The sequence below is a fragment of the Nostoc sp. genome, from assembly GCF_036919495.1.
Classification (GTDB): domain Bacteria; phylum Cyanobacteriota; class Cyanobacteriia; order Cyanobacteriales; family Nostocaceae; genus Nostoc.
Genome location: NZ_JBALBZ010000128.1, coordinates 103,239 through 127,372 on the forward strand (window position 1 = coordinate 103,239; position 24,134 = coordinate 127,372).

The 24,134-nt window shown below is 40.1% G+C and carries 24 protein-coding genes and 1 pseudogene; 13 read left to right on the forward strand and 12 right to left on the reverse strand.

Annotation, left to right across the window (positions count from 1 at the left end; genetic code table 11):
• The first annotated feature begins 507 nt into the window (after window positions 1-507).
• From V7K25_RS17665 to V7K25_RS17695, 7 genes are all read left to right on the forward strand, one after another.
• Complete coding sequence (locus V7K25_RS17665) at window positions 508-930, forward strand: hypothetical protein (protein WP_335159821.1); 423 nt, start codon at window positions 508-510, stop codon at window positions 928-930.
• A 39-nt stretch (window positions 931-969) separates the two neighbouring features.
• On the forward strand, window positions 970-1,251 hold the full coding sequence (locus V7K25_RS17670) for a hypothetical protein (RefSeq protein ID WP_335159822.1): 282 nt from the start codon (window positions 970-972) through the stop codon (window positions 1,249-1,251).
• Window positions 1,252-1,253: 2 nt separating this feature from the next.
• A complete protein-coding gene (locus V7K25_RS17675; RefSeq protein WP_335159823.1) occupies window positions 1,254-1,565 on the forward strand; it encodes a hypothetical protein in 312 nt (103 codons plus the stop codon).
• A gap of 740 nt (window positions 1,566-2,305) precedes the next feature.
• Window positions 2,306-2,668 (forward strand): hypothetical protein, encoded by a 363-nt coding sequence (locus V7K25_RS17680; RefSeq protein WP_335159824.1) that lies wholly within the window; start codon window positions 2,306-2,308, stop codon window positions 2,666-2,668.
• A gap of 135 nt (window positions 2,669-2,803) precedes the next feature.
• Window positions 2,804-3,811: an LLM class flavin-dependent oxidoreductase gene (locus tag V7K25_RS17685; protein ID WP_335159825.1), complete on the forward strand. Its 1,008-nt coding sequence runs from the start codon at window positions 2,804-2,806 to the stop codon at window positions 3,809-3,811.
• A complete protein-coding gene (locus V7K25_RS17690; protein WP_335159826.1) occupies window positions 3,801-4,175 on the forward strand; it encodes a hypothetical protein in 375 nt (124 codons plus the stop codon). The genes V7K25_RS17685 and V7K25_RS17690 overlap by 11 nt, the downstream gene beginning before the upstream one ends.
• A 133-nt stretch (window positions 4,176-4,308) precedes the next feature.
• Window positions 4,309-5,778: a Fic family protein gene (locus tag V7K25_RS17695; protein ID WP_335159827.1), complete on the forward strand. Its 1,470-nt coding sequence runs from the start codon at window positions 4,309-4,311 to the stop codon at window positions 5,776-5,778.
• Window positions 5,779-5,862: 84 nt separating this feature from the next.
• Here the strand turns inward: V7K25_RS17695 and V7K25_RS17700 are convergent, their stop codons facing one another.
• The 12 genes from V7K25_RS17700 to V7K25_RS17755 all read right to left on the reverse strand — a co-directional run bounded on the left by V7K25_RS17700 (window position 5,863) and on the right by V7K25_RS17755 (window position 18,417).
• On the reverse strand, window positions 5,863-7,446 hold the full coding sequence (locus tag V7K25_RS17700) for an alpha-amylase family glycosyl hydrolase (protein ID WP_335159828.1): 1,584 nt from the start codon (window positions 7,444-7,446) through the stop codon (window positions 5,863-5,865).
• A gap of 359 nt (window positions 7,447-7,805) precedes the next feature.
• The gene (hypB, locus tag V7K25_RS17705) at window positions 7,806-8,645 is read right to left on the reverse strand and encodes a hydrogenase nickel incorporation protein HypB (protein ID WP_335159829.1); all 840 of its coding nucleotides are present in this window, start codon (window positions 8,643-8,645) and stop codon (window positions 7,806-7,808) included.
• Window positions 8,636-8,977 (reverse strand): hydrogenase maturation nickel metallochaperone HypA, encoded by a 342-nt coding sequence (hypA, locus tag V7K25_RS17710; protein WP_335159830.1) that lies wholly within the window; start codon window positions 8,975-8,977, stop codon window positions 8,636-8,638. The genes hypB and hypA overlap by 10 nt, the downstream gene beginning before the upstream one ends.
• 20 nt (window positions 8,978-8,997) lie before the next feature.
• On the reverse strand, window positions 8,998-10,101 hold the full coding sequence (gene hypE, locus V7K25_RS17715; protein WP_335159831.1) for a hydrogenase expression/formation protein HypE: 1,104 nt from the start codon (window positions 10,099-10,101) through the stop codon (window positions 8,998-9,000).
• Window positions 10,102-10,163: 62 nt separating this feature from the next.
• Complete coding sequence (gene hypD / locus V7K25_RS17720; protein WP_335159832.1) at window positions 10,164-11,342, reverse strand: hydrogenase formation protein HypD; 1,179 nt, start codon at window positions 11,340-11,342, stop codon at window positions 10,164-10,166.
• Between the two features lie 94 nt (window positions 11,343-11,436).
• Window positions 11,437-11,697, reverse strand: a complete 261-nt coding sequence (locus V7K25_RS17725) for a HypC/HybG/HupF family hydrogenase formation chaperone (protein ID WP_190940095.1) — start codon at window positions 11,695-11,697, stop codon at window positions 11,437-11,439.
• An 80-nt stretch (window positions 11,698-11,777) separates the two neighbouring features.
• On the reverse strand, window positions 11,778-14,126 hold the full coding sequence (gene hypF / locus V7K25_RS17730; RefSeq protein ID WP_335159833.1) for a carbamoyltransferase HypF: 2,349 nt from the start codon (window positions 14,124-14,126) through the stop codon (window positions 11,778-11,780).
• A gap of 20 nt (window positions 14,127-14,146) precedes the next feature.
• The gene (locus V7K25_RS17735) at window positions 14,147-15,361 is read right to left on the reverse strand and encodes a hypothetical protein (protein WP_335159834.1); all 1,215 of its coding nucleotides are present in this window, start codon (window positions 15,359-15,361) and stop codon (window positions 14,147-14,149) included.
• Window positions 15,362-15,975: 614 nt separating this feature from the next.
• Entirely contained in the window at window positions 15,976-16,821 is an 846-nt protein-coding gene (locus tag V7K25_RS17740) for a NifU family protein (protein WP_335159851.1), read from the reverse strand.
• 57 nt (window positions 16,822-16,878) lie between these two features.
• Window positions 16,879-17,103 (reverse strand): hypothetical protein, encoded by a 225-nt coding sequence (locus tag V7K25_RS17745; RefSeq protein WP_335159835.1) that lies wholly within the window; start codon window positions 17,101-17,103, stop codon window positions 16,879-16,881.
• An 8-nt stretch (window positions 17,104-17,111) separates the two neighbouring features.
• Window positions 17,112-17,378, reverse strand: coding sequence for a hypothetical protein (locus V7K25_RS17750; protein ID WP_335159836.1), 267 nt, complete (start codon window positions 17,376-17,378; stop codon window positions 17,112-17,114).
• A 64-nt stretch (window positions 17,379-17,442) separates the two neighbouring features.
• Window positions 17,443-18,417 carry a hypothetical protein gene (locus V7K25_RS17755; RefSeq protein ID WP_335159837.1) on the reverse strand — a complete coding sequence of 325 codons (975 nt, stop codon included), beginning with the start codon at window positions 18,415-18,417 and terminating at the stop codon, window positions 17,443-17,445.
• 440 nt (window positions 18,418-18,857) lie between these two features.
• Between V7K25_RS17755 and V7K25_RS17760 the strand changes: the two genes are divergently transcribed.
• The 6 genes and pseudogenes from V7K25_RS17760 (at window position 18,858) to V7K25_RS17785 (ending at window position 24,079) form a co-directional block, all read left to right on the forward strand.
• Complete coding sequence (locus V7K25_RS17760; RefSeq protein ID WP_335159838.1) at window positions 18,858-19,733, forward strand: Rpn family recombination-promoting nuclease/putative transposase; 876 nt, start codon at window positions 18,858-18,860, stop codon at window positions 19,731-19,733.
• A 767-nt stretch (window positions 19,734-20,500) separates the two neighbouring features.
• On the forward strand, window positions 20,501-21,463 hold the full coding sequence (locus tag V7K25_RS17765) for a hydrogenase small subunit (protein WP_335159839.1): 963 nt from the start codon (window positions 20,501-20,503) through the stop codon (window positions 21,461-21,463).
• 77 nt (window positions 21,464-21,540) lie between these two features.
• The gene (locus V7K25_RS17770) at window positions 21,541-23,136 is read left to right on the forward strand and encodes a nickel-dependent hydrogenase large subunit (protein ID WP_335159840.1); all 1,596 of its coding nucleotides are present in this window, start codon (window positions 21,541-21,543) and stop codon (window positions 23,134-23,136) included.
• 304 nt (window positions 23,137-23,440) lie between these two features.
• Window positions 23,441-23,690 (forward strand): annotated as a pseudogene (locus V7K25_RS17775) (type II toxin-antitoxin system Phd/YefM family antitoxin).
• 5 nt (window positions 23,691-23,695) lie between these two features.
• On the forward strand, window positions 23,696-23,836 hold the full coding sequence (locus tag V7K25_RS17780; protein ID WP_335159841.1) for a hypothetical protein: 141 nt from the start codon (window positions 23,696-23,698) through the stop codon (window positions 23,834-23,836).
• Window positions 23,837-23,839: 3 nt separating this feature from the next.
• Window positions 23,840-24,079, forward strand: a complete 240-nt coding sequence (locus tag V7K25_RS17785) for a type II toxin-antitoxin system VapC family toxin (protein ID WP_335159842.1) — start codon at window positions 23,840-23,842, stop codon at window positions 24,077-24,079.
• Window positions 24,080-24,134 lie beyond the last annotated feature (55 nt).

The following is a 24,134-nucleotide window of genomic DNA, read 5'->3' on the forward strand; positions in this document are numbered from 1 at the left end:
TCCTAAAAACACTAGCACCCATACCCCAATGAATTTTTATAAGACTTATCAGACAAAGATTACAGGCTTTGAGTACTCTTATAATGAATTTAATAATCTTAACGGGGCTAGGGTAAACTGTTTTATGGAGAGCGGCTGATATAAATCATATAGGATTTACGCAGAGATTCCCCTCTACCCCCCAACATTCCTGAGCGAAAGCTTAGTGAACTAGGGGGGACTTCTTAATCTCTCTTTTGAGAAGAGGATGAAATCACATTCTCTGAATCTGAGTGCGTTATTTTTGACTGATTAATCCTACGTTTTGTGAAAAGGTTGGTAACTTTTTAGTGGTCAGTAGTCAGTGGTAATTATAAAAAGGACTGACAACTAACGATTGTAAAACTACCATTTACACGTATTCTAATATCAAACCTGTTTGAAAAGTAGAAATATATAGCTACTTAAGAAAAACAGCAAAAGATATTTTCTTGCTGAGTGCATACTACCTAGCAAGGGAGAGCCAAGATGAAAGCCAAACTTTTAAATCTTCTCACAGTTTGCGTAGTTACCTTAGTAGTGCTTTCTCCAGGAGTAGTAGTATTTGGCATAGTTTGGGAGCGACATTTGGAGTTAGTAAAATCCCAAATTTTAGCCTGCGAAGTTAACAAGACTAGTAGAGATGCTCCTATCTTGGCTCCCCAGACAGAGGGTACACATTCCCCTCAGACTAGCATCCAATCCTCTGACCGTAATGTGATTCATCAAATGCTGACTGTTGCTGAACAATATAAATTTGCCACAATCCTACAATGGTTCTTCTTGCTAACCCCTATTTGTGTTGGGTTAGGGATTCTTTTTTACGACAGATATCTTGTTCATCGTGCAGCTGTTTTAAAAGAACAAGTTGAAATGTTGGAAAGGCTGTGGCAGCACAGTATAGAACAGTAACCAATTCACAATTAACTCACTAAAATCAAGAAGCTTACTATGTCAGAACAACGCCAACAACTGTATTTCAATCTGATTGATGAGCTACTGAAATGCTCTAATGGTCAAGAACCAGAAGTTTTGGAAAGTAAGCCAGAATTGATTGATTCTGGTTTTGTAGAGACAATGCTACAAGTAGCAACTATGTTTGCCCATGAAGGCAATCAAGATGGTGCTAAATTCTTATTTTTTGTGGCGCGTGAGCTAGCTAAAGAACTGGGTTTATACCCGGAAGTTTCCAATCCTGAAGTTGCAAACACTGAAATTGCAAATAAGGAGTAAAAATGCTATTGACTTCAACGGATGCGGGACAAATAGCTTTAGAACTGCTCATGGCAGATTGGAATATTTCAGAAGAAAATCGGGAGTGGTTTACAATCTTTAACTCTCGTCTGATTGGCGAGAGTTGGTACACTGTGGAATTAGGTGTAGAAGGATTTCCCGATAGATGGTTTATTCAAGTATATGACAATGGAGTGTGCGATCCAAACTATACATTTATATCACCAGCCCGTGGTTATGAAGGATTTACAGACTTTGTAAATGTGCCGGATATTGTAGCAGAAGTCTTAGTTTGTGAACGTAATGATCGATAATAATTAAAAAGACAAAATTTAGAATTCAATATTAAAATATGCTATTTAAATGCATTTTATTTGAATTCATAATTTTCGATATTAGAGTATTTAGGTGCATCTTACCTTGGCAAATATCCGTGCCGATAAAATCTTTGTTTGGTGTTGCTTTCTCGCCCTGTAATAAATTGATTGTTCATAGCTAAAGTGCGTTGAAATACACTTAACTTGAAAAAAATAAAATTGATTTGGACTGATGAGTTAGATTCTCTATTAATTCGCCAACAGTCTCATTCTATTCGTCAAGGCTAGGGGTATTAAAACCAATACTTTGATGACGTCAGGCTAATTAAGGGACTTCCAAGAAATAAATTATTCCAAGAAACGAACCACAGAGACAAGGCAGCGCGGTCTTGGGGGTTTCCCCCATGAGCGACTGCCGCGCAGAGAACGCAGAGAGAAGAAATAGAGAGAGTTTTTGCCTCAGTTTTGGAACATTTTTTTATTTGGAAGTCCCTAAAACCACATCCCTTGCGATGATCCTGAGCAAGCCCTTGGCTGGGCGTGGTTTCTTTTAGACTAATGACTAATGACTCTGGAGTTGCGGTTTAATATTTAAATATAAAGATGCTTTACGCAAATCTGAGGTAATACTAAACAATGTATGCCTCTTTTTTTTGTAATATTTAATATTTTATTTAAGCCTATTAGGCTATTTTGTCATATTTAATTGATAAAATTATGTTATATTAAATAGCGTGATGGACGCTACAGAAATATCAGTTCCAATGATTGCTGAAGATATCTTAGCCAAAGAATTCACAAGAGTCCTCAATGACTACTACCCAAAAGTTGGAGAGTTACTAGACGGGTGTTATGTGAAAGTCATCACCTGTTTTTGGGGACGACGTGCTAGACGCTTGCAATATATAGGAATTTATTGCTCTGACGAAATGATTTCCTGTGTGCAAGCCCACAAAGAAATACTCAGAGAAGTAGCAGACAACATGGGTCTAGTACAAGTAGTCTGCATGAATGCCAAACGATTATTGCGCGACCCGATGTCGAACATCAAACATAACAACCCACGTCTATGGTTGGAGTTGCAGTGGGTTGCAAATTAGTCTTTGATCGCATTAATTGAGAGGAGTAAAGGTGTTTGTAGTGAAAACTTTAGTCCTCAAATATTTAAGCACTAAAGTGCTTACTACGAACCTATCGACCACTAGAATAGCCAGCACAAAGTATTAACGCAAGTAATGAAAACTGGAATTTTCTGCAATTACGATAATCATCACCAAGATGCTCATCGTGCCATCTTTGAGCAAGTCACGCTGATAAAACAGGCAGAAAGTTTAGGTTTTGAGTCAGCCTGGGTGAGTGAGCATCATTTTAGTGAATCCAATCTCAGCCCCTCTATGTTGCTGTTAATGGCACACTTGGCGGGGCTGACTTCAACTATCCAATTAGGCACTGCGGCGGTGTTACTGCCATTCCATAACCCGATTCGGGTAGCGGAAGATATTGCCACTTTGGATAACCTGTGCAATGGACGATTATTATTTGGAGTTGCTAAAGGCGGCCCCTTTCCCCAACAAAATAAGCATTTTGCGACACTCCCAAGTGAATCCCGTCCGAAGATGCTAGAGGCGATCGCACTGATTCACAAGCTGTTATATGAAACTGATGTATCATTTAATGGCGAGTATTTTCAATGCGATCGCTTAACAATTTACCCAAAACCATTGCAGAGTCAAATACCTGTGTATGTTGCCACTGGTGGTGATGAGGGTATCGAGTTTGCTGCTAAACATTCCTTCAGCTTGATGGGTGGGCCGCCATTCTCCCTAGAGAGATTGAAGGATACTGTTGCTAAATATCGAGCCTTCAATTCTAGTGGTGCGGAAAATTTCGTGCTGGCACGCTTTTTTTATGTTGGTAAAACATTTGATGAGGCAGTGAGTGAGGCATTACCTTTCATCCGCCAATTTAGCAAGAAAATGAAAGCTAATTCGGCTGAATTATTGCAAAATAGTGCGAATCCCAACCAAAAACCATTTGATCGCACAAACATTTGTTTCGACGAAGATTATTTGATTGAGAATTCAATTATCGGTGATGTGGAGACTTGTCGAGACAAAATCAAGAAATTTCAGGACGAATTAAATTTAGGTACCCTAGCACTCAAACCCTCGTCTTCAGATATGCAAAAAAACTTGGAAAGTTTGACGCGCTACAACCAGGAGGTGCGAAATTATGTCTTCTAAACTATATCTACTTCCTCCCGATGATTTACCTCCATCTGAGGTAACAAAAGAGGATGGAATGCTGCAAATGGAGCTAGAACAGTCTACAGGTAGATGCTTTTTTTTAGCCTGCGATCGCATTACGCGAGTCCTGTTATCTAATTGCCAGTGGTATCTCACAACAAATACTAGCATCCTAACATTAATTGTTGACTGCCCTGACTTAGTATCTTACTGGCATATCGTCAGCAATATAGCCCAGTTAGGTAATAGGTTAGAGCGGTTTGCTAGCAACGGTAAAATTCGCGTTTATCCGCCATTTGGCAAGGGGATGCCGTTTGAAATCAGCGTAAATGAAATATCAGCTTATCGAGATTGGCTTTGAGGTAAATAGAAACTGGGAATCACACAAAATATAGCTGTCTTACACCCTGTACTCCTAAGTGCAGGGTGTTGCAATTTTAGAAGAGTTACAATATTGTCTGTATTTTCTTGTTATTTCAGATAACTCAGAGTGTATGCACTGGCAACCTATAGATAATTTACCGCATGATTGGCAAAAATTGGCTAGCTCAGAGTTACCACCATTAGTTACTGTCTGGAATGAACAAGCTGACCGCCTTCGTAACTCTGGTGCATTCAAGATTTTTATGGAAAAGATGCGCCGGGAAATAGCAATTGAAACCGGAATTATAGAGCGACTGTATACAATTGACCGAGGTATTACCCAATTACTTATTGAGCAGGGTATAAATGAGGCACTAATTCCACATGGAGTTACAGACCGACCTATTAAGCAAGTTGTAGCTTTGATTCAAGATCAAGAAATGGCTATTGAGGGATTACTTGATTTTGTGGGTGGTCAACGTTCTCTTACAAGGTTTTATGTTAAAGAACTGCATCAGTTGCTTACTAAAAATCAGACTCATACAGAAGGGTTAGATCAATCCACAGGAAAAATTACTAGTGTTCCTCTAATCCGAGGTGATTGGAAGAAGTGGCCTAATAATCCATTGAGAACAGATGGTTCCATTGATGAGTACTGTCCACCAGAACAGGTAGCATCTGAGATGGATAATCTCATTCAATGGCATCATCAACATCAAGAAAATCAAGTTGCGCCAGAAGTTGAAGCTGCATGGCTACACCATCGATTTACTCAAATTCATCCATTTCAAGATGGAAATGGGCGAGTTGCTCGCTGTCTTGCTAGCCTAGTTTTTATACAGGCTAGATGGTTTCCTCTTGTACTTACTCGTGATGATCGTTCAGCTTATATTGCATCTTTAGAACAAGCAGATCAAGGTGAACTTTCTGGTTTGATTCACTTGTTTGCTAAAAGTCAGAAACAGTCATTTATCCGCAGTCTTGGCTTATCAGAACAAATCCTGTCAGAAACAAGGCAGACTCGTACTATCCTCGCATCTATTACTGATAAACTTAAACAGCGTCAGTTCTCGTCCATTCCAGAACGATGTCAAAAAGCTGAGAGATTTGCCGAAAATTTGTTTAACATAGCATCCAATCAGTTGCAAAATCTTTCTGAAGAAATCAAGCTATCTGTACAAAATTTAGTAGAAGATCCTCAAGTTTTTACAGTATCGGCTTCAGCCAGGGACGAGCGTTCGTATTATCATCGTTATCAAATTGTGGAGACAGCAAAACAGCAAGGTTACTTCGCTAATCTCCAAAGCTATCACAGTTGGGTGCAATTGGTTATTATAATAGAAAAAATACCGACAGTGATATTGTTGTCATTTCATGTTCTGGGACGGGAATATTTAGGTTTACTGGTATGTTCTGTATGTGCTTATCACAGGGATGAGACAGAAGAAGGCGATCGCAATATTAGTGATATTCAACCATTAACTGAGTCACCATTTCAATTTTCTTATGCAGATGAAGAAGATAACTTGGTGAAGCGTTTCAATGAGTGGCTAGAAGAAGCTACTATTACAGGGCTTGAATACTGGAATAGTAGCCTATAATTCAATGGGCCCAAGCATTCTGGTAAAAGTTTATAAATTTAAACTAGGCTTTTACCAAAGCTTTGTCCAAATGCTGGTGTTTGCTTACACCAAAATCGCCATTCCTGAAGGAGGCAAATCAATTCGCACAGTTGCGCGAAGGTCATTATGATGTTGTACAGCTAGAGTGTGTCCGCGCGGTGGGTAGCGTAAATATGAATCACTCCAATCACTCTTGTATAAAAAGGTCATAGTCGAGTCTGGAAGATGCATGTAAGTATCTACTGTCACTTCTGCACCGCGATTTTCTAAGCCGTTGGTATTCAGCACCATCAATACTTCTGTGTCAAATAGCACTTGTGACCAAGCAACTAATTCGCCTTGTCCGGGAATGGAGAAGGGGGAGTCATAAAAGGATGTTTCGCGCAGGTAGTGATGTCCACGGCGCAATGCTTTACCAATTTTATCGTGACTGTTACGGATACGTGCGATCGCAGCTATCCGCAAATAGGTAGGATGGTCGGTATCGAAGAAATGACAGTTTGCTGTTTGAAATGCGCCAAAAGCACCGCCAAACATTGCTTCTTTGATATATCTATCTTCGGCAAAGCTTCCACCTTCTATGCTGTTATCGTGATAACCTTCATTACCATCAAAAGCCTGTTCTGTTCCATAATAAATAGCAGGAATTCCTGGCGTAGTTAATTGCACTCCGACAGCATGAGCAACTTGTTCACAAAGATTAGGTACATTACTGTTTGCCGCAAATCGCTGCTTATGAGTACGGAATGACATCTCATCATCATCCAGAATAGAGACATGATATGTCCCAATTTGGCGGTATTCTCCAGCGAGGTTGTTTTCGCTATATAAATCAAAAAATTGCTTTGGATGTACTAACCCTTTTGCAAATGCAGTCAATTCATTAGGGGCGTGTACGCTGTCTAATACAGCACTCAGGTTGCGACCAATAATATCTATGTAAGCACCAGCCATACTACCGGAAGTCATTTCCCCAGTCAGTAAAAAGTTTTCTTTACCGATAGATTCGGCGTATTCATGAATTGCTGTACAGAATTTGCGGGAATCTTCTGGAGAAACGTGCTTGAGGCTATTTACCCTAAAGCCATCGCAGTCAGAAAGAGCAATCCAATATTGATAAACTCTTGCTAAGGCTGCGATCGCATCATTTTTGTAAAACCAATTATCAGCGTTCTGGTTGTATACTACATCGAGGATGACATACATCCTGCGATCGTGGGCAGCATCAATTAAATCTCTTAAATCTTGACGGGTTCCAAAGTGGGGGTCAATACTTAAAAAGTCTTGGATGCGATCGCTGTGGTAAGCTTCTAACTCAGAAGGTTGTCGCCAAGGTGGATTAATCCACAGCGTTGTTACTCCCAATCGCTGCAAGTAATCCAATTTACTCTTAATTCCCCTAAGAGTACCACCAACAAACTTTGTCCCTGCCGCCATCCAGTCGGCTTTGTCTTTAACTTGGAATTTTGAAGGGTTAGTGCGGTCAAAAAGTTCCCTTTGATTTTCATTATCGTCACTGAATCTATCTAATATCAATTGGTACAAAAACTGGTCGCGCCAATTGATAGGACTCGGATAAACTCTCCCTCGTGGTTTCAGGTTTGTTTCAGAGAGTTGCTGGGGTGTCAATTCTTCAACTTTAGCCATGAGGATTTACGCACAGATAGGAAAATGGCAGTATGCATCTCATATCTTGCAAAAATACTTCCAGTTTTCATTAACCCACAGAGGGATTTTGTAATTCAGTGGCTTATTTTTGTGATAATAGGTTTTTAAAATTATCTTTCTCTTCCTTCTCTTCCTTTGCGTACTTTGTGTCCTTCTCTGACGAGACGCTGCGCGAATGCGGTAGCCTGCGGCAAGCCGCTTTGCGGCCACGTTAAAAAAATTACGTATCCTTCAAGCGAGAAGAAATTAGTGCAGACAAGTTCGTTAAGCTGTTACGTATATAACTTGCATTATCAGGGCGGGCAGGATGCCCACCCCACAATCATCTTGAAAAAATATTAGTGCAAATTAAAAGCGCAACAGCTTACCTTTTCAGTTACCCATTTATACCAATTTTCTAAGCCAGCACCAGTAGTTGCGGAAACCTGAAAAATCTGAATTTGGGGATTCACCTGTATAGCATATTCGATGCATTTTTGCACATCAAAATCTACATAAGGCAATAAATCAATTTTAGTGATAATCATTACATCACTAGCACGGAACATGTGTGGGTATTTTATCGGCTTATCTTCTCCCTCTGTGACGGAGAGAATCACAACTTTTGCCTGTTCTCCTAAATCAAATAAAGCTGGACAAACTAAATTTCCGACATTTTCAATCATCACAACTGAATTTAGTGGCGGATTCAGTTGTTGTAAACCTCTGTCTATCATTGATGCATCTAAATGACAGCCTGTTCCGGTATTGATTTGGATAACTTTAGAACCAGTTTCTTTAATTTTTTTGGCATCATTAGCAGTTTCTTGGTCGCCTTCAATGACACTAATAGATAATTGCTGCTTCAAATCACTAATAGTGCGAGTTAAAAGAGTTGTTTTACCTGCACCGGGAGAACTCATTAAATTTAAGGCGAGAATATTTCGACCTTTAAACCATCCGCGATTTTGGGCAGCTAGTAGGTTATTTTTTGCTAATATATCCTGTTCTAAAGATATGGTTGTGTTGTGGATTTTGGCATGAATTTTAGGTGCTTCTATATGAGTGTTATCACTATGGGAATGAGTAATAACAGTTCCATCTGGTAAAGTGTGAGTATGATGATGTTCAGCTTCATCTGTTTCTAAATTTGTAATTTTTATTTCGCCATCATCAGAACAACCACAGGTTACACACATAATTCCTCAATTTCTATTTCTTTAATTTTAAGTTCTTCACCAGTAATTAAATCTAATCGCACGCTACCGCAATTACAAATTCCAAATGGTTTATCTAAATAAACTTCTGTACCACATTGGCGACATCGCCCTAATCCAGGAATTTCCAAAATTTCTAACGTCGCCCCTTCTAAAACTGTGCCTTGAGTGCAAATATCAAAACAAAATCGAATAGCGTCCGGCATAATGGCTGAAAGTTTGCCAATTTCTAATGAAACTCGTTGCACTTTTGCGCCTTTGGCATTTTCAGTCACAATTGCCACAATATTTTGGGTAATTCCAAATTCGTGCATATTATAAAATCTATTAAAAATTAACAAATTCGTGGCAATTGGTCGCCTACTAGCATATCAACAATTCTTTCAGCACCAAAAGCTGTTTTTAACAATACGATACCTGGGGGTGAAGAAATAACTTCGCCAATAATACAAGCATCTTTGCCTACTGGGTGTAATTTCATAGCTGATAAAACGTTTTCAGCATTCTTTTTTGGAACCACTACAACTAACTTACCTTCATTAGCCAAATACAACGGGTCTAAACCGAGAATTTCGCAAACTCCGTTGACTTCTTCCCGCACTGGAATAGATTCTTCGTACAGACGAATTCCCACATTTGAACTGAGGGCAAATTCATTTAATACTGTCGCTAAACCACCGCGTGTAGCATCTCGCATAGCATGAACTTGGGGACATACATGCAGAATATTTTCTACTAAACTATGCAACGGCTGACAATCACTTTCAATATTAGTGTCTAAAGCTAATTCTCCACGAGCAATTAAAATTGCTGTGCCATGATTGCCTATTTCACCATTAATTATTATTGCATCTCCAGGTTTAATATTGTGGGCAGAAATACTAATTCCTCGCGGGATGATACCAATACCAGCAGTATTAATAAAAAGTTTATCGGCAGCACCTCGATGTACAACTTTTGTGTCACCAGTAACAATTTGAATACCCGCTTTCTCTGCGGCTGCTTTCATGCTGGCTGCGACACGACGTAAGGTTTCTACAGGTAATCCTTCTTCTAAAATTACGCTACAAGTTAGATATAAAGGTTTAGCACCACTGACAGCTAAATCATTAACTGTACCGTTTATAGCTAATTCTCCTATATCACTTCCAGGGAAAAATAACGGGTCTACAACATAAGAATCTGTTGTAAATGCGAGTCTGTCTCCTTGTTGGATGAGAGGGGCTAAGTTGAAGCTGGCTTGGTCTTCTAGTTGTGAGAGAATTGGGTTATCAAAATTGCTGATAAAGATTTCGTCTATTAAATCACGCATGGCTTTACCACCGCTACCATGTGCGAGAGTTATATGAGTGTCCTGCACTTTAGCTTGGCGACGGCGGACTTGTTCTATTTTTTGGAATAGGGGATTTTGGATTGGGTTTGTGGGGGAAATATTCATATTAAAGTTTTTTTTAAACGCAAAGGGACGCAGAGTGAAGCGCAGAGGTACCCGGAGTATTATTAGTCTGAGGAGAAGCCGCAGGCGGGGAGAGGTTCTTGAGTTATTTTTGGTTTTTGGGTGATTGTTCTTTTGGCAATGGTGGAGAGTCGTCCATATTTGTAATAGGCTGCACAAGCGCCTTCGGAAGATACCATGCAAGTACCGATTGGTGTTTCTGGTGTGCAAGCTGTACCGAATACTTTACATTCCCAAGGCTTTAAGACTCCTTTGAGAATTTCTCCACATTTACAAGCTTTATGGTCGGCTACTTTGAGGTTAGGAATGGTAAATTTAAGTTCGGCATCAAATTGGGCATATTCAGGTTGAATTTTTAATCCTGAATAAGGAATATCACCTAAGCCGCGCCAATCAAAACTATCTCGCACTGCGAAAACTTTATTTATGGCTTGCAGGGCTACTATGTTTCCGTTTTTTTGGACAATTCGGTTATATTGATTTTCGACTTCGCAACGATTTTCTACTAGCTGTTGCAATAGCATCCAAATTGATTGGAGAATATCTAAGGGTTCAAATCCTGAGACGACTATTGGCTTATTATATTCTTGGGAAATAAATTGATATGGGTCACTGCCAATTACCATGCTGACATGGCCAGGCCCAACAAATCCATCTAGTTGTAAGTCGGGATTATCTAATAGTGCTTTGAGGGCGGGAATCACGAGGACGTGATTGGAAAACATACTAAAGTTATGAATTTTTTCGGCTGCTGCTTGCAGGATTGTGAAGGCAGTGCTGGGGGCTGTGGTTTCAAAGCCTAATGCGAAGAAGACTACTTCTTTGTCGGGGTTATCTTTGGCAATTTGCAGACTATCTAAGGGAGAGTACACCATACGGATGTCTGCACCTTGTGCCCTGGCTTGCAATAAAGTGGTTTTGGAACCGGGAACTCGCATTGCGTCGCCAAAGGTGGCAAAAATGACGTTATGATTTTGGGAGATTGCGATCGCATCATCTAATCTGCCTTTTGGCATAACGCATACTGGACAACCAGGCCCATGAATTAGTTCGATGGTTTGGGGTAATATTTCTTCGATACCATATTTAAAAATGGAATGGGTATGTCCACCGCATACTTCCATGATTTTGATGGGTTTTTCTAGGCGGTTACATAATTTGGCGATTTCGCAGCATAAGGCTTCAGCTTTTTCAGGTTCGCGGAATTCGTCAACATATTTCATAAGGATTTGGGAATAGTAAGCTTTATGTCAATACAGTTGAGTTAAGTATTTCTTTCTACTCTCTGTGCCCTCTGCGCCTCTGCGGTTCGTTAAGTTAAGTACTAATCCCTGCTTGGGCTGCTGCTAATTCTTGAAAAAGTTGTAATGTTTCTGCTGCTTCTTGTTCGTTAATTCGATTCATAGCAAAGCCAACATGTACTAGCACCCAATCGCCAATACAAGCTTCGGGAGGATGTTGTTCATCTACGATGCAGGCAATATTTACTTCGCGCTTAACACCACCAATGTTAACTAGGGCTAGTTTATGGTTAACATTGGTAATTTCTATAATTTGTCCGGGGATTCCTAAGCACATTTTTTTATTTTGAAGATAAACTAACCGCAGAGGCGCAGAGAGCGCAGAGAAAGTTATTTCTGAGAACAAGTTGTCAAATATCAAGACTCATGTATGAATTGTGCGGCTGTAATAACTGCTTGTCCTAAAGATAATCCGCCGTCATTAGCTGGAACTAAACTGTGAGTAAGTACTTTTATCCCTAATGTTTGTAATCCTTTGGTAACTTGGTCTAACAATATACAATTTTGAAATACTCCTCCTGTTAAGGCTACCTGAGAAATCAGATTTTCTTGAGAAAGATATTTAACCATCTCCACAATGGCATTAGCTAAACCTTTGTGAAATTTGGCAGCCATAACTGGTTGTGGAATCTGCTGCTGTAAGTCATGGAGCAATGCTTGCCACATTGGACGCGGGTCTATATAATAAATCCTATCTGAAAAGCTAAACTTAAAAGGATAGATTAGGGTTTCTTTATCATTATTTAAGCTGCTAACATCTACTATAGCTTCCATTGCGATCGCAGCTTGTCCTTCATAACTACATTCATCTCTATAAATACCGATAGCCGCCGCCACTGCATCGAACAACCGCCCTACGGAAGATGCTGGAAAAGAGTTAATTCTTTTTTCAATAAGTTGATTAAGTAGTTCAAGTGGCTTATGTTTCAAGAATTTTACGATTTCTAAATCAGCATACTGCTGTTGACAATCATCCCAAAGATTAGCAGCTATTAATTGAGCATAAGTATTACGCCAAGGCTGATAAATTGCTTGTTCACCACCAATCATTGCTACTGGTTTAAATGTTGCTAGTCGCTGAAATTTACGATAATCTGCTAAAATAAATTCTCCGCCCCAGAGTGTCCCATCATCACCGTAACCTAAACCATCGAAAGCAATCCCTAATACCGGAGGCGCATCTAAAGGAATCCCGTTTTCTACCATGCAAGCGGCGATATGCGCGTGATGATGTTGGATTTGATGAATTTTGATTTGATTTGTATCTGCGAGCTCTTTACCAAGTTTACTTGAGAGATATTCAGGATGTTTATCAATGGCGATTACTTCTGGTTTATGTTCAAATAAATTTAAGTATAAATTCAAAGTTTCTTGGTAAGCATTAAAAGCCATAACATTTTCTAAATCTCCTAGATGTTGAGAGAGAATTGCTTTTCTTTCACGCAATAAGCAAAAGGTATTTTTTAACTCACTGCCCATTGCTAAAATTTGCGGTAGATTGTCAAATCCCGGTGGTAAACTAATTGGTGCTGGTGCATATCCTCTGGCACGGCGAATTATTTGGGCTTTATCGCCGATAACTCTCACCACCGAATCATCTACCCGATTAATAATCTCTCGATTATGAAAGAGAAAATAATCAGCGATTGTCCCTAATTTTTCTCTTGCTTCGTCATTATCAATACATTGTGGTTCATCAGCAAAATTACCACTTGTTAAAACAATTGGGCGATTCATCCGCCGCAAAATTAAATGATGTAAGGGTGTATAAGGTAGCATGAAACCAAAAGTATTTTGCCCCGATGCTATCGATGGTGCTACTACTTTTTTACCTGTTGCTTGTAGTAAAACAATTGGTGCAGCAGAACTTGTTAATAATTCTTTTTCTTTGGCGTTGACACTACAATATTGTTCAATTACCTCAATATCTCGCGCCATTAAAGCAAAGGGTTTATGATAGCGCTTTTTGCGCTGACGCAGTTTTTGTACAGCAGTTTCCTGAGTTGCATCGCAAGCTAGATGAATACCACCTAAGCCCTTAATTGCTACAATTTCACCCTTTTGCAACAAGGTACAAACAGCATCAACATCATCTAGCATGGAGAACATGGAAGCAGTAACCGATTTCTTATCGGCGCGTTCTAACCAAGCTGAAGGGCCGCAAGCATGACAAGCTACAGGTTGGGCGTGAAAACGCCGATTTTCGACATTGTGGTATTCCTTTGCACATTCTGAACACATGACAAACGCAGACATACTGGTATTGCTTCTGTCATAGGGAATCGCACGAATAATACTCAGGCGGGGGCCGCAATTAGTACAGTTAGTAAAGGGATAGCGATAAAAGCGGCTAAAGGGGTCGAATATTTCTTGTTGACATTGTGGACAAGTGGCTGCATCAGGGGTAATTTCTGTTTTAATGGCATTATTGACACTAGTAGAAATCACAAAATTATCAAATTTAAATTCACCTTTATAAATAATTCTTGTTAGTTGATTAATTTTTGCTAACGGTGGACATTCTATTTGCAATTTGGCAACAAATTCTGTTATTGCTTCTTCACTACCAGATACCCTAATTAATACACCTTGGCCATCATTACAAACATCTCCACGCAAACCGCAAGCTTTAGCAAGACGATATACTGTAGGGCGAAATCCTACTCCTTGAACAGTACCGCGAACTCTAATTTCTTCAGCCGCCATATAAATCTGACTTTCAAAAATTATAAATTATTAAACTGCCACAGCAATATTCGGTTATTTCCAGAATCAGCTATTACCGCCGTATTGCCACAAATTTTTATTCCGTAACACCAATTTAAGCTGTCTCTTTTTGGTAGTCCGAAATTACGATTTTCACCTTTACTTTGAAAATTTATTTGTCCTGCAAGCCCATCTGCCGTCGCACCTTGCAGTGATAAAATTGATTCTGGCTTCTTCCATCCTAACAAACGAGAATTAGCAGTATCTGCAACTACTAACCAATCGTCAGACACACCCACACCATAAGGCATACTCAAACTACTAGCACTTGGCAAATAAACTCCTTGATTCATTTCCACAAAATCAAAGCTTTTTTGTCCTAAAACTACCGCACAAGGAGTATTATTTTCTGTGGGTATTCCCTGCCAAATCATTACTCGGTGATTACCTGCATCGCTGATAACCAGATTTTCTCCCCAAAAGGTGATATCGTGACACCAACGCATACTCGCGGCGGTTGGAGAAGCACCGCCGTTTTCATTGCGAGATATCATATCTGGTTGTCCCAAAACCACATCAGCCGGTTGGCCATTTTCTGTTGGTAATTGATGCCAAATTAATACTCTTCTATTACCAGTGTCAGCAATAAATAACCGTCCTTGATAATAGAAAACACCATAGGGCCAGTGCATTGTACTAGCAGATGCTGCTTGATTTCCTCGATTTGGTTCATTATCGCTAAAATTCACTTGTCCTAACACCAAATCTGCTGGAACATTGTTATCTTCTGGTAAGTTCTTCCAAATCAAAACCCGATGATTCCAAGCATCTGCTACAGCTAATCCTTCACCGCAAGCACAAATCCCTGTTGGTACACTTAAGGTTGCCGTTCCTGGTATATTTTTAGCATTTTGTCCTTCATGATAAAAGTCAGGTTGTCCAATTACCCAATCAGCCGGTTGACTATCTCTGGTGGGTAAATTTTGCCATCCTAATAATCGATGATGTCCTGTATCTGATACCCATAAGGGGCCTGTTTCTGATAATAAACAAGCACCACGAGGCCCAAACATTGTTGTGGCATTGGGTGCTACAGGTATGACTAATTGTTCTGGTTTAATAATGTTACCTAAAACTACCTCCGCACCTTGAGGTGATAGAGGTAAATATTGAGGATTTTCTGTTGCTTCTAGCGGTAATTGTGATATGGAATTAATTATATTTGGGATATCCATGAACCGCAGATAGAGGCTGATAATTATTTAAAAACATTAATGTTGATTAGCATGTAACAACAGTAACGGTTTTGCATTATGCTTTTTTCAAATTCAGTTAAAACCTCTAATCAAGCTTAAAAAAATCAAGATAGCCTTTAGTAACTTTTGCTACATAATGAATCTTTGGCATGAGTGCGCGATTTACTGAAATGAGAAAGCAAACTGGGGTTTGAGAAAGTAAAAGCTTATTTTACTTGCGGAAAACACTAAAATTAGTAAGTCAAATGACCTTTTGCTTGCGGAAAACACCAAAATGAGTAAGCAAACTGGAGTTTGAATAAGTAAGAGCTACTTTTGCTTGCGGAAAACACTAAAATGAATAAGCAAACTGGGGTTTGAATAAGTCAAATGACATTTTGAGAAAGTAAAAAGGCATATTACTTTCTCAAAACACTAAAATGAATACCTGAATTACACAAATGAGAATGAATTCAGGGATATTGAGAAAGCATTCGGGCATTTTGCTTGCACAAAACCTTAAAATGAATGTGCGAACTACTGAAATAAAAAAGTAAATTAGCAATGATTAACTAATTGCCAAGTATATTTGCTGAAATCTTCTCTTCACATCATCATTTTTGTAGTTTCACAAAAACCTTATCGCCTTTAACCTTGACTGGATACGACTGAAGCGAAATATCAGGCGCAGTTAAACATTTACCTGTCTCTAATTTGTACTGAAATCCATGGGAAGGACAGGTAATAACTCCATTTTCAATTTTACCCTTTTCTAGAGAAGACCCTAGATGAGTACAAGCATTACGGTAAGATTTAACTGTAGCACCTTGACGATATAATATTAGTGAAGTACCAGCAAGTTGTACTGCCAATACACTAAATTCGGGAACTTGATCAATAGTCGCCACTTTGATCCAAGTAGAAGTTATTTTTGCAGAAAATGGACTGATTAAACCAGAATTCGCGTTGTTAACAGTAGGGCTACTATTAACCGCAACTACTTTGGTAATTTCTGGACAATGATTTTTGATTGCCTGTTCTACTCCTTGAGATAAAGTTAAAGTAGAAGCTGGACAACTGCTGCAAGTTCCGATTAATCTGACTTCTACTGTATCTGGTGACTTAATTTCCACTAATTCTACATCCCCATTATGGCTTTTTAAACCTGGGCGAACTTCTTCAAGGGCTGTCTGAATACGTTGTGAAAGTGGAGGCTTCGGTGGTTTGACTAGTTCGTGATAAAGCAGCACTGCATACACTACTTCATCAGCAACAGCATGACGCAAAGCTGACATTGATTCTTGCTTTAGGCTTTTAATCAAATTAGTCAATGCAGCTTTATGCAGAGCCTCAATTGCTCTTTTAAGACCTACTGCTACACATCTTTGGCTTTCATCCCATTCGGATACAATCGCCTCAAATCGGTTAATTTCCTGAACTAATTCTTCAAGGTTTGTCATTACGTCATTAGTCATTAGTCATTGGGCATTGGGCATTGGCTATTCATCAATGACAAATTACTTCATTTTGAAGTCCTTGAGGAGAAACGGCATAATCATGCCCGTCACTAAGCTAGATAATATTATTGGTAAGTAAAAGGGAATTGGAGCTTGTGCGAGTAACACTAATAGTAAGAAACCTATAGCAATACCAATAGTAGTTTGCTTAACAAAATACATTGGGTCGCGTAGTAGCTTCCCTTTAAAAAATAACTTGGCTGAAAACCATCCTATCTCTAACATGTTGTCTCCTAATAATTTGCCAATAAATTTAAGGCAGCAAGCCCTAAGAGGATGGCGGGAATTACACCCGCAGGCGCAAATAATGCACCAAGCATTGCTGAAAACTGATAGCCTATATCTTTCCCAGCTAACAGCATTCCGCCAATTGCACCGCCGGCCATAGACAAGGCTGTGGCGATGATTAACCACACAAATTCTGTTGCTATGTTCAAGTCACCATCTGCTAAACTTGTGATAAAATTTATCACGTTTGAGTAGGTAAAAATATCTCTCATGCTGTTTTGTCCTGATTGTTAGGAATTAGGGGAGTAGGGAGATGAGGGAGAAAGAATAACTAACCTATCCCCTATTCCCTATTTCTGCTTCTACATCTTGTAGTGCTTGGCCTACTACCTCTGCTTGGGCACTTTGTTGGTATTTGGTAAATATTTCTAGAGCGTTTTGATAGTATATCCGCGCTTGCAAAAGATTTTGAGGATTACCAGCTTCTGGTTTTTCCTGGTTGTCTGGTAAGTTGAATAGGGCGTTGGCTTTGTTGGAAATTGTGTTAGCGTATTCTAGGGGTGTATCTTTGGCGTTACGCACTTTTAACGCTTCGTCATAAGCTGCGATCGCCCTTAAATTATTCTCCACAGGATGGGAACTCACTAAATATTGCAAAGCGTTACCCAAATTGTTTTGCAACATAGCATATTCTCTAGGATGGTCAATCAGATTAATATGCTTTAGTGCTACCTCAAATGATTGCACAGCTAACCCTTGACGCAAGTATTCCCGTTCTGATGCTAAGGGCATAGAAAGGTAAGCGATCGCAATATTGTTATACAAAATCGCGTATTCTTGGGGGTAATCTTCCCAAGTAAACACCCGCAACGCCTCATGATAAGCCTGGATGCTGTCGGTTATCCGCGCTAAATTGAACGGTACAAGCGACTGCAACACCAGCCCAAAATTCATCTGCGTCTCTGCTACTTCCTCTGGCGTTGCTAATTGTTGTAAAATCGGTAACGCCTCTTCATAACCGACTTTCGCTTGCAGCAGCAGTTGGTAATCAGCATCCGGTATTGCCTGTAACGTCCCTGCCATACCCACTTGGGCCCTGGCTTTCAACAGGGGATACTCCTCACCACACATTTGATAGGCCCGGTAATATAACCCAACTGCATTTCGCAAGTCTTGGGTCACTTTGGGCTTTTTTTGAAAACCCTGTGCTATCTCAATCAGCATTTGGATTTTTTCTTCTGCTGAGGCTGACTCTGAAGCAACAGCTGCTACCGCAGCCTTCACCGCCGAATCTGTAATGCTGGGGGTCATAACTCTGCCGTACTCTAGCCTATTAGGAATTGAGTCTGTCAACACCCATGAATGATCAAGACACGCTTTATGTGTCTAATCACGGGCCATACTGATTTACGCAGGCTTCGAGTCCTTTAGGCGGAATTCCCCTTTTTTGTCTGAAACTAGGATTAGGGACTAGGGAAACAGTTGACCCCATGCCTAATCATTTTTTTTACTATAAAACACCCTATTTCTAAAATTCTACTGGGGAATTGCTAATATTAATGTCAGCTTTAAACACCTAATATTTTTAAAATACTTTTTGTATCATCATCTGACACAATGCAAATATTTTTTATTGAATTGTTGACATACATATATCTAGTATCTTCCCAACCAATTTTTGTACACTCCAAAGAGTCGCCACGGTATCGTCAAAGTGTAAAATATCTTCATCAACTGTAAAACAAGCTACCTTGAAAACAGACAGTATCTTCTATCGCATCTTCCAAAGTATCCCCAGCACTTTCTTTGAACTGATTAAGCAACCACCGCAACTAGCTAGTGCTTACCAATTTTCTTCAGTCGAAGTTAAACAACTAGCGTTTAGAATCGATGGTGTCTTCCTCCCAAATGCAGCAGAACTACCTATTTATTTTGCAGAAGTGCAATTTCAACCAGATAAAAAGTTCTACTCACGTTTATTTACTGAAATCTTTAACTATCTCGACAAAACCGAATTAACCAACAATTGGCGTGGTGTTGTCATCTTCCCCAACCGTAACGTTGATACTGGAGATACCGAAAGATATACAGAATTACTCAACTCACAACGAGTGACTCGCGTCTATATTGACGAATTAAGCTCAGTTGAGTCATCATCAATCGGCATAGAGACAGTTAAACTCATTATCGAACCCGAATCAACTGCGACAACAAAAGCTATAGAGATAGTCAACAGTGCCCGCCAGCAAATTCTAGATGTCGCTACTATTAGGGAAATTATACAATTGATAGAGACGATATTAATCTACAAGTTACCGCGATTGAGCCAGGAGGAGATCGGAAAAATGTTTGGATCAAATGAGTTAAAGCAAACCAGATTTTACCAAGATGTTTTTGCAGAAGGTAGACAAGAAGGTAGGCAAGAAGGTAGACAAGAAGGGAAACAAGAAGGTAGGCAAGAAGGTAGACAAGAAGGTAGACAAGAAGGTAGGCAAGAAGGTAGGCAAGAAGCTAAGTTAGAAACGATACCTCAGTTATTAGCGTTGGGTTTAAGTATTGAGCAGATAGCTCAAGCGTTAGGTTTGGATGAACAAGTTGTTAGGCAAGCTGCACAACCGAAATCCTAAAACAATAGGGTGCGCGAAGGCTTAACAGTCCGTTTAATAGAGACGATATTAATCTACAAGTTGCCGCGATTGAGCTAGGAGAAGATAGGAAAAATGTTTGAATTAAATGACTTGAGGCAAACTAGATTTTTCCAAGATGTTTTTGAAGAGGGTAAAAAAGAAGGTAAGTAAGAAGTTTTTGAAGAAGCTAAACAAGAAAGTAAGTTAGAAGCGATACCTCAGTTATTAGCGTTTGGGTTGAGTATTGAGCAGATAGCTCAAGGCTTAGGCTTGGACGAACAAGTTGTTAGGCAAGCTGCACAACCGAAATCTTAAATCAATTGATATATATCTGACGGGGCGCAAGATTTTGCGCCCTGATACTTTGCTGAATTTGACTTGGTTCTTGCATTAAAATGTGACGCCTTAAAATACTCATCCTTTCGCACGGATTAATAGTTGGTAGTAATTGTGATTAATAATCTCATAGTTTTAACCGCAATAAATTAAGTATGTTAAGGTTGTTGAGTGCCAGTAATTAAAAACAAAAAATAATTTTATTTTCAATATTTTGAGTTGTTAAATATGTAACATATTTAACAAACATATTCTTTTAAAATAATTTTAATTAAATCTAAGCTATTCTTAATGATTAATTCTTTTTTAATAAAAGTGAATTAAATAAAAAATATCTTAAAATTAAAAAATAAGTATTGATAACCAGGTGAGACTTTACAAGCATTATCACCTACATCATGCATGGTAAACAATACAAAAACACCTAGCCGATGACTAATGTACTATGGCTACAAGGTGGTGCTTGTTCAGGCAACACCATGTCATTTCTCAACGCTGAAGAACCGACAGTCTGCGATTTAATTGCCGACTTTGGCATCAATTTACTTTGGCATCCTTCCTTGGGATTAGAACTAGGCAACAACTTACAAACACTGCTGCGGGATTGCATTTCTGGCGCAGTTCCTTTAGATATCTTGGTATTTGAAGGCAGCGTTGTTAATGCCCCCAACGGTACAGGCGAATGGAATCGGTTTGCCGATCGCGCCATGAAAGATTGGTTAGCAGACCTTGCCAAAGTTGCTAAATTTATTGTAGCGGTAGGAGATTGTGCCACATGGGGAGGAATTCCCGCCATGTCACCCAATCCTAGCGAATCGGAAGGTTTACAATTTCTCAAGCGCCAAGAAGGTGGCTTTTTAGGTAAAGACTTTGTGTCTCAAGCTGGATTACCGGTAATTAATATACCTGGATGTCCCGCCCATCCCGATTGGATTACGCAGATATTAGTTGCGATCGCTACTGGACGCATAGCAGACATTGCTTTCGATGAACTAAATCGTCCCCAAACCTTCTTTAACACTTATACCCAAACAGGTTGTACCCGCAACGTTCACTTTGCCTACAAAGCCTCAACCGCCGAATTTGGTCAGCGCAAAGGCTGCCTATTTTATGACTTGGGTTGTCGCGGCCCTATGACTCATTCCTCCTGCAACCGCATCTTATGGAATCGCGTCTCTTCCAAAACTCGCGCCGGAATGCCTTGTTTAGGTTGCACAGAACCAGAATTCCCCTTCTTTGACCTCAAACCAGGAACTGTATTTAAAACCCAAACAGTGATGGGAGTTCCCAAAGAATTACCACCAGGAGTGAACAAAAAAGACTACGCCTTACTCACAATGGTTGCAAAAGATGCAGCGCCACCTTGGGCAGAAGAAGACTTTTTTACAGTTTAGGGAATAGAGAATAGGGAATGGGGAATAAGTCAATTTCCCCCACTCCCTACTCCCCTCAATAATTAAAGGAGAAGAGAATGGGAATTCAATCATTAGACATTTCGCCTGTTGGTAGAGTTGAAGGCGATTTAGATGTCCGAGTCGATATTGAACATGGAAGAGTAGTCAACGCCTGGACACACGCCGAATTATTTCGCGGATTTGAAGTTATCCTACGCGGTAAAGACCCCCAAGCCGGATTAATAGTCACACCTCGCATTTGCGGTATTTGCGGCGGTTCTCACCTGACTTGTGCATCTTGGGCATTAGATACAGCTTGGGAAACAGAAGTTCCCCGCAATGCAATTTTGGCGAGAAATCTCGGTCAAATTGTCGAGACTATTCAAAGCATCCCCCGCTATTTTTATGGTTTGTTTGCCATTGATTTAACAAATAGAAAATACCGCAATAGTCGCTTTTATGAGGAAGCTGTTAAACGCTTTGCTGCTTTCACAGGTAAATCTTATGAACTAGGCATAACAATTTCCGCTAAACCCGTAGAAATTTATGCACTCTTAGGCGGACAATGGCCACATTCTAGCTACATGGTTCCCGGTGGCGTGATGTGCGCCCCCACTTTAACAGACATTACTCGCGCTTGGGCAATTCTCGAATACTTCCGCACCAATTGGTTAGAACCAGTGTGGTTGGGTTGTTCTTTAGAACGCTACGAACAAATCCAAACTTATGACGACTTCAGAGACTGGTTAGATGAAGATCGAAATCATCGAGATTCTGACTTAGGTTTTTATTGGCGCATGGGTTTAGATATCGGTCTAGATAGATATGGTGCTGGTGTTGGTAAATATGTGACTTGGGGATATTTAGCCCATGAAGATAAATACCAAAAGCCGACTATTGAAGGGCGAAATGCGGCAATGATCATGAAAAGTGGAGTGTATGACAGCTTCACACACACTCACACCTTAATGGATCAGTCATTTACCCGCGAGAATACAACTCACTCCTGGTACGATGAAGGGACAGCAGATATTCACCCTAGCGATCGCACCACTAAACCCACTGCAATTAATACCAAAGACTTCGATAACGCCTACTCTTGGTCGAGTGCAGTCCTGCACAAAGACTTCGGACGTTTGGAAACTGGCCCCTTAGCGCGTCAATTAGTAGCCGGTGGTAAACATGGCGAATCTTGGCAACACTACGACGGCTTTATTCTAGATGTATTCAAAGAGATGGGTGGTGCTAGTATTCATGTGCGTCAACTGGCACGAGTTCACGAACTTGTCAAGTTATATAGACAAGCTGAACACTGTTTACGCGAATTCAAATTAAACGACCCCTGGTATATCAAACCCACAGAAAAAGATGGCAAGGGTTGGGGTGCAACGGAAGCAGCGCGGGGTTCCTTGAGTCACTGGGTAGAAGTGGAGGGCGGTAAAATTAAGAATTACCAAGTGATTGCCCCTGGTACTTGGAATATTGGCCCTCGTGATGGTGAAGGAATCCGAGGCCCCATTGAAGAAGCTTTAATTGGCACACCCATTTACGATTCTAGCGACCCGGTGGAAGTTGGTCATGTGGCGCGATCGTTTGATTCATGTTTGGTGTGTACAGTTCACGCCCATGATGCTAAGACTGGTGAAGAGTTGGCGCGTTTTCGGACTGCTTAGAGGATGTTAATTACTAAGTAACGAATGGCTAATTGTGATTCAATTAGCCATTTTATTTTGTGAATTTTTTGCCTTCAGAATTACACTGGAAATTAGAAAATACTTATGTGTAAATACGCGGGTTTACAAATATTGACGATGAACTAACCACAAAAAGCACATTTACTTGACTAAATAAGCACACCAACCTTGCGCTCGCTCTACCCAAGAATGATAGTTACTGTCTATACCACCAAAGAAGCGATCGCTCTTGCACTACTATCACCAAAAAACTAAACTTAGGTTACAGACTTAGTTTAATTTTATGGAAACTGTAAATATTCATCAAGCTAAAACGAATCTCTCAAAGCTGTTTGTTATCGCGCGTAGAACTTGGAGAAGAAATCATTATTTCCAACCGAGGTATTCCGATCGCCAAGTTGGTTCCGTTTCGCACCTCATCAAATCGACTCAATAGTTTAGGGCAAGATAAAGGGCGTTTTGTAGTGCCAGATGATTTCAATACCCCAATGCCCGAAGAAATTTTGGCAGCATTTGAGGGCGGTGAGGAGTGAAACTTTTGCTAGATACGCAGTGCTGGTTATGGTGGTTTACCCAACCAGAGCTTTTGAATGAAGCAGCGATGTCTACGGCGGGCTACGCCTACGCCCATATTGCCGATGAAACAAATGAATTGTGGTTCTCAGTTGCCAGCATTTGAGAAATGGGGATAAAAGTTGCGATCGGCAAGTTACCATTGGCAGATCCCCTAGACAGTTATATTTCTAGTCGGATGACGGTGTTGGCAATGCGCTGGCTAGAAATTACAGCTTCTCATGCTTTACAAGCGCCTGCTTTACCTTTGCATCACCGAGATCCTTTTGACAGAATGTTGATTGCACAGGCTCAGATAGAAGAAATGACGCTAGCAGGTTGTCGGAGAACTGGCAGAAGCATTTCCTAGCAAAACCTGCAAACGTCTTAAATTGAATGCTAAACATACCAAGCACCATTCTCCA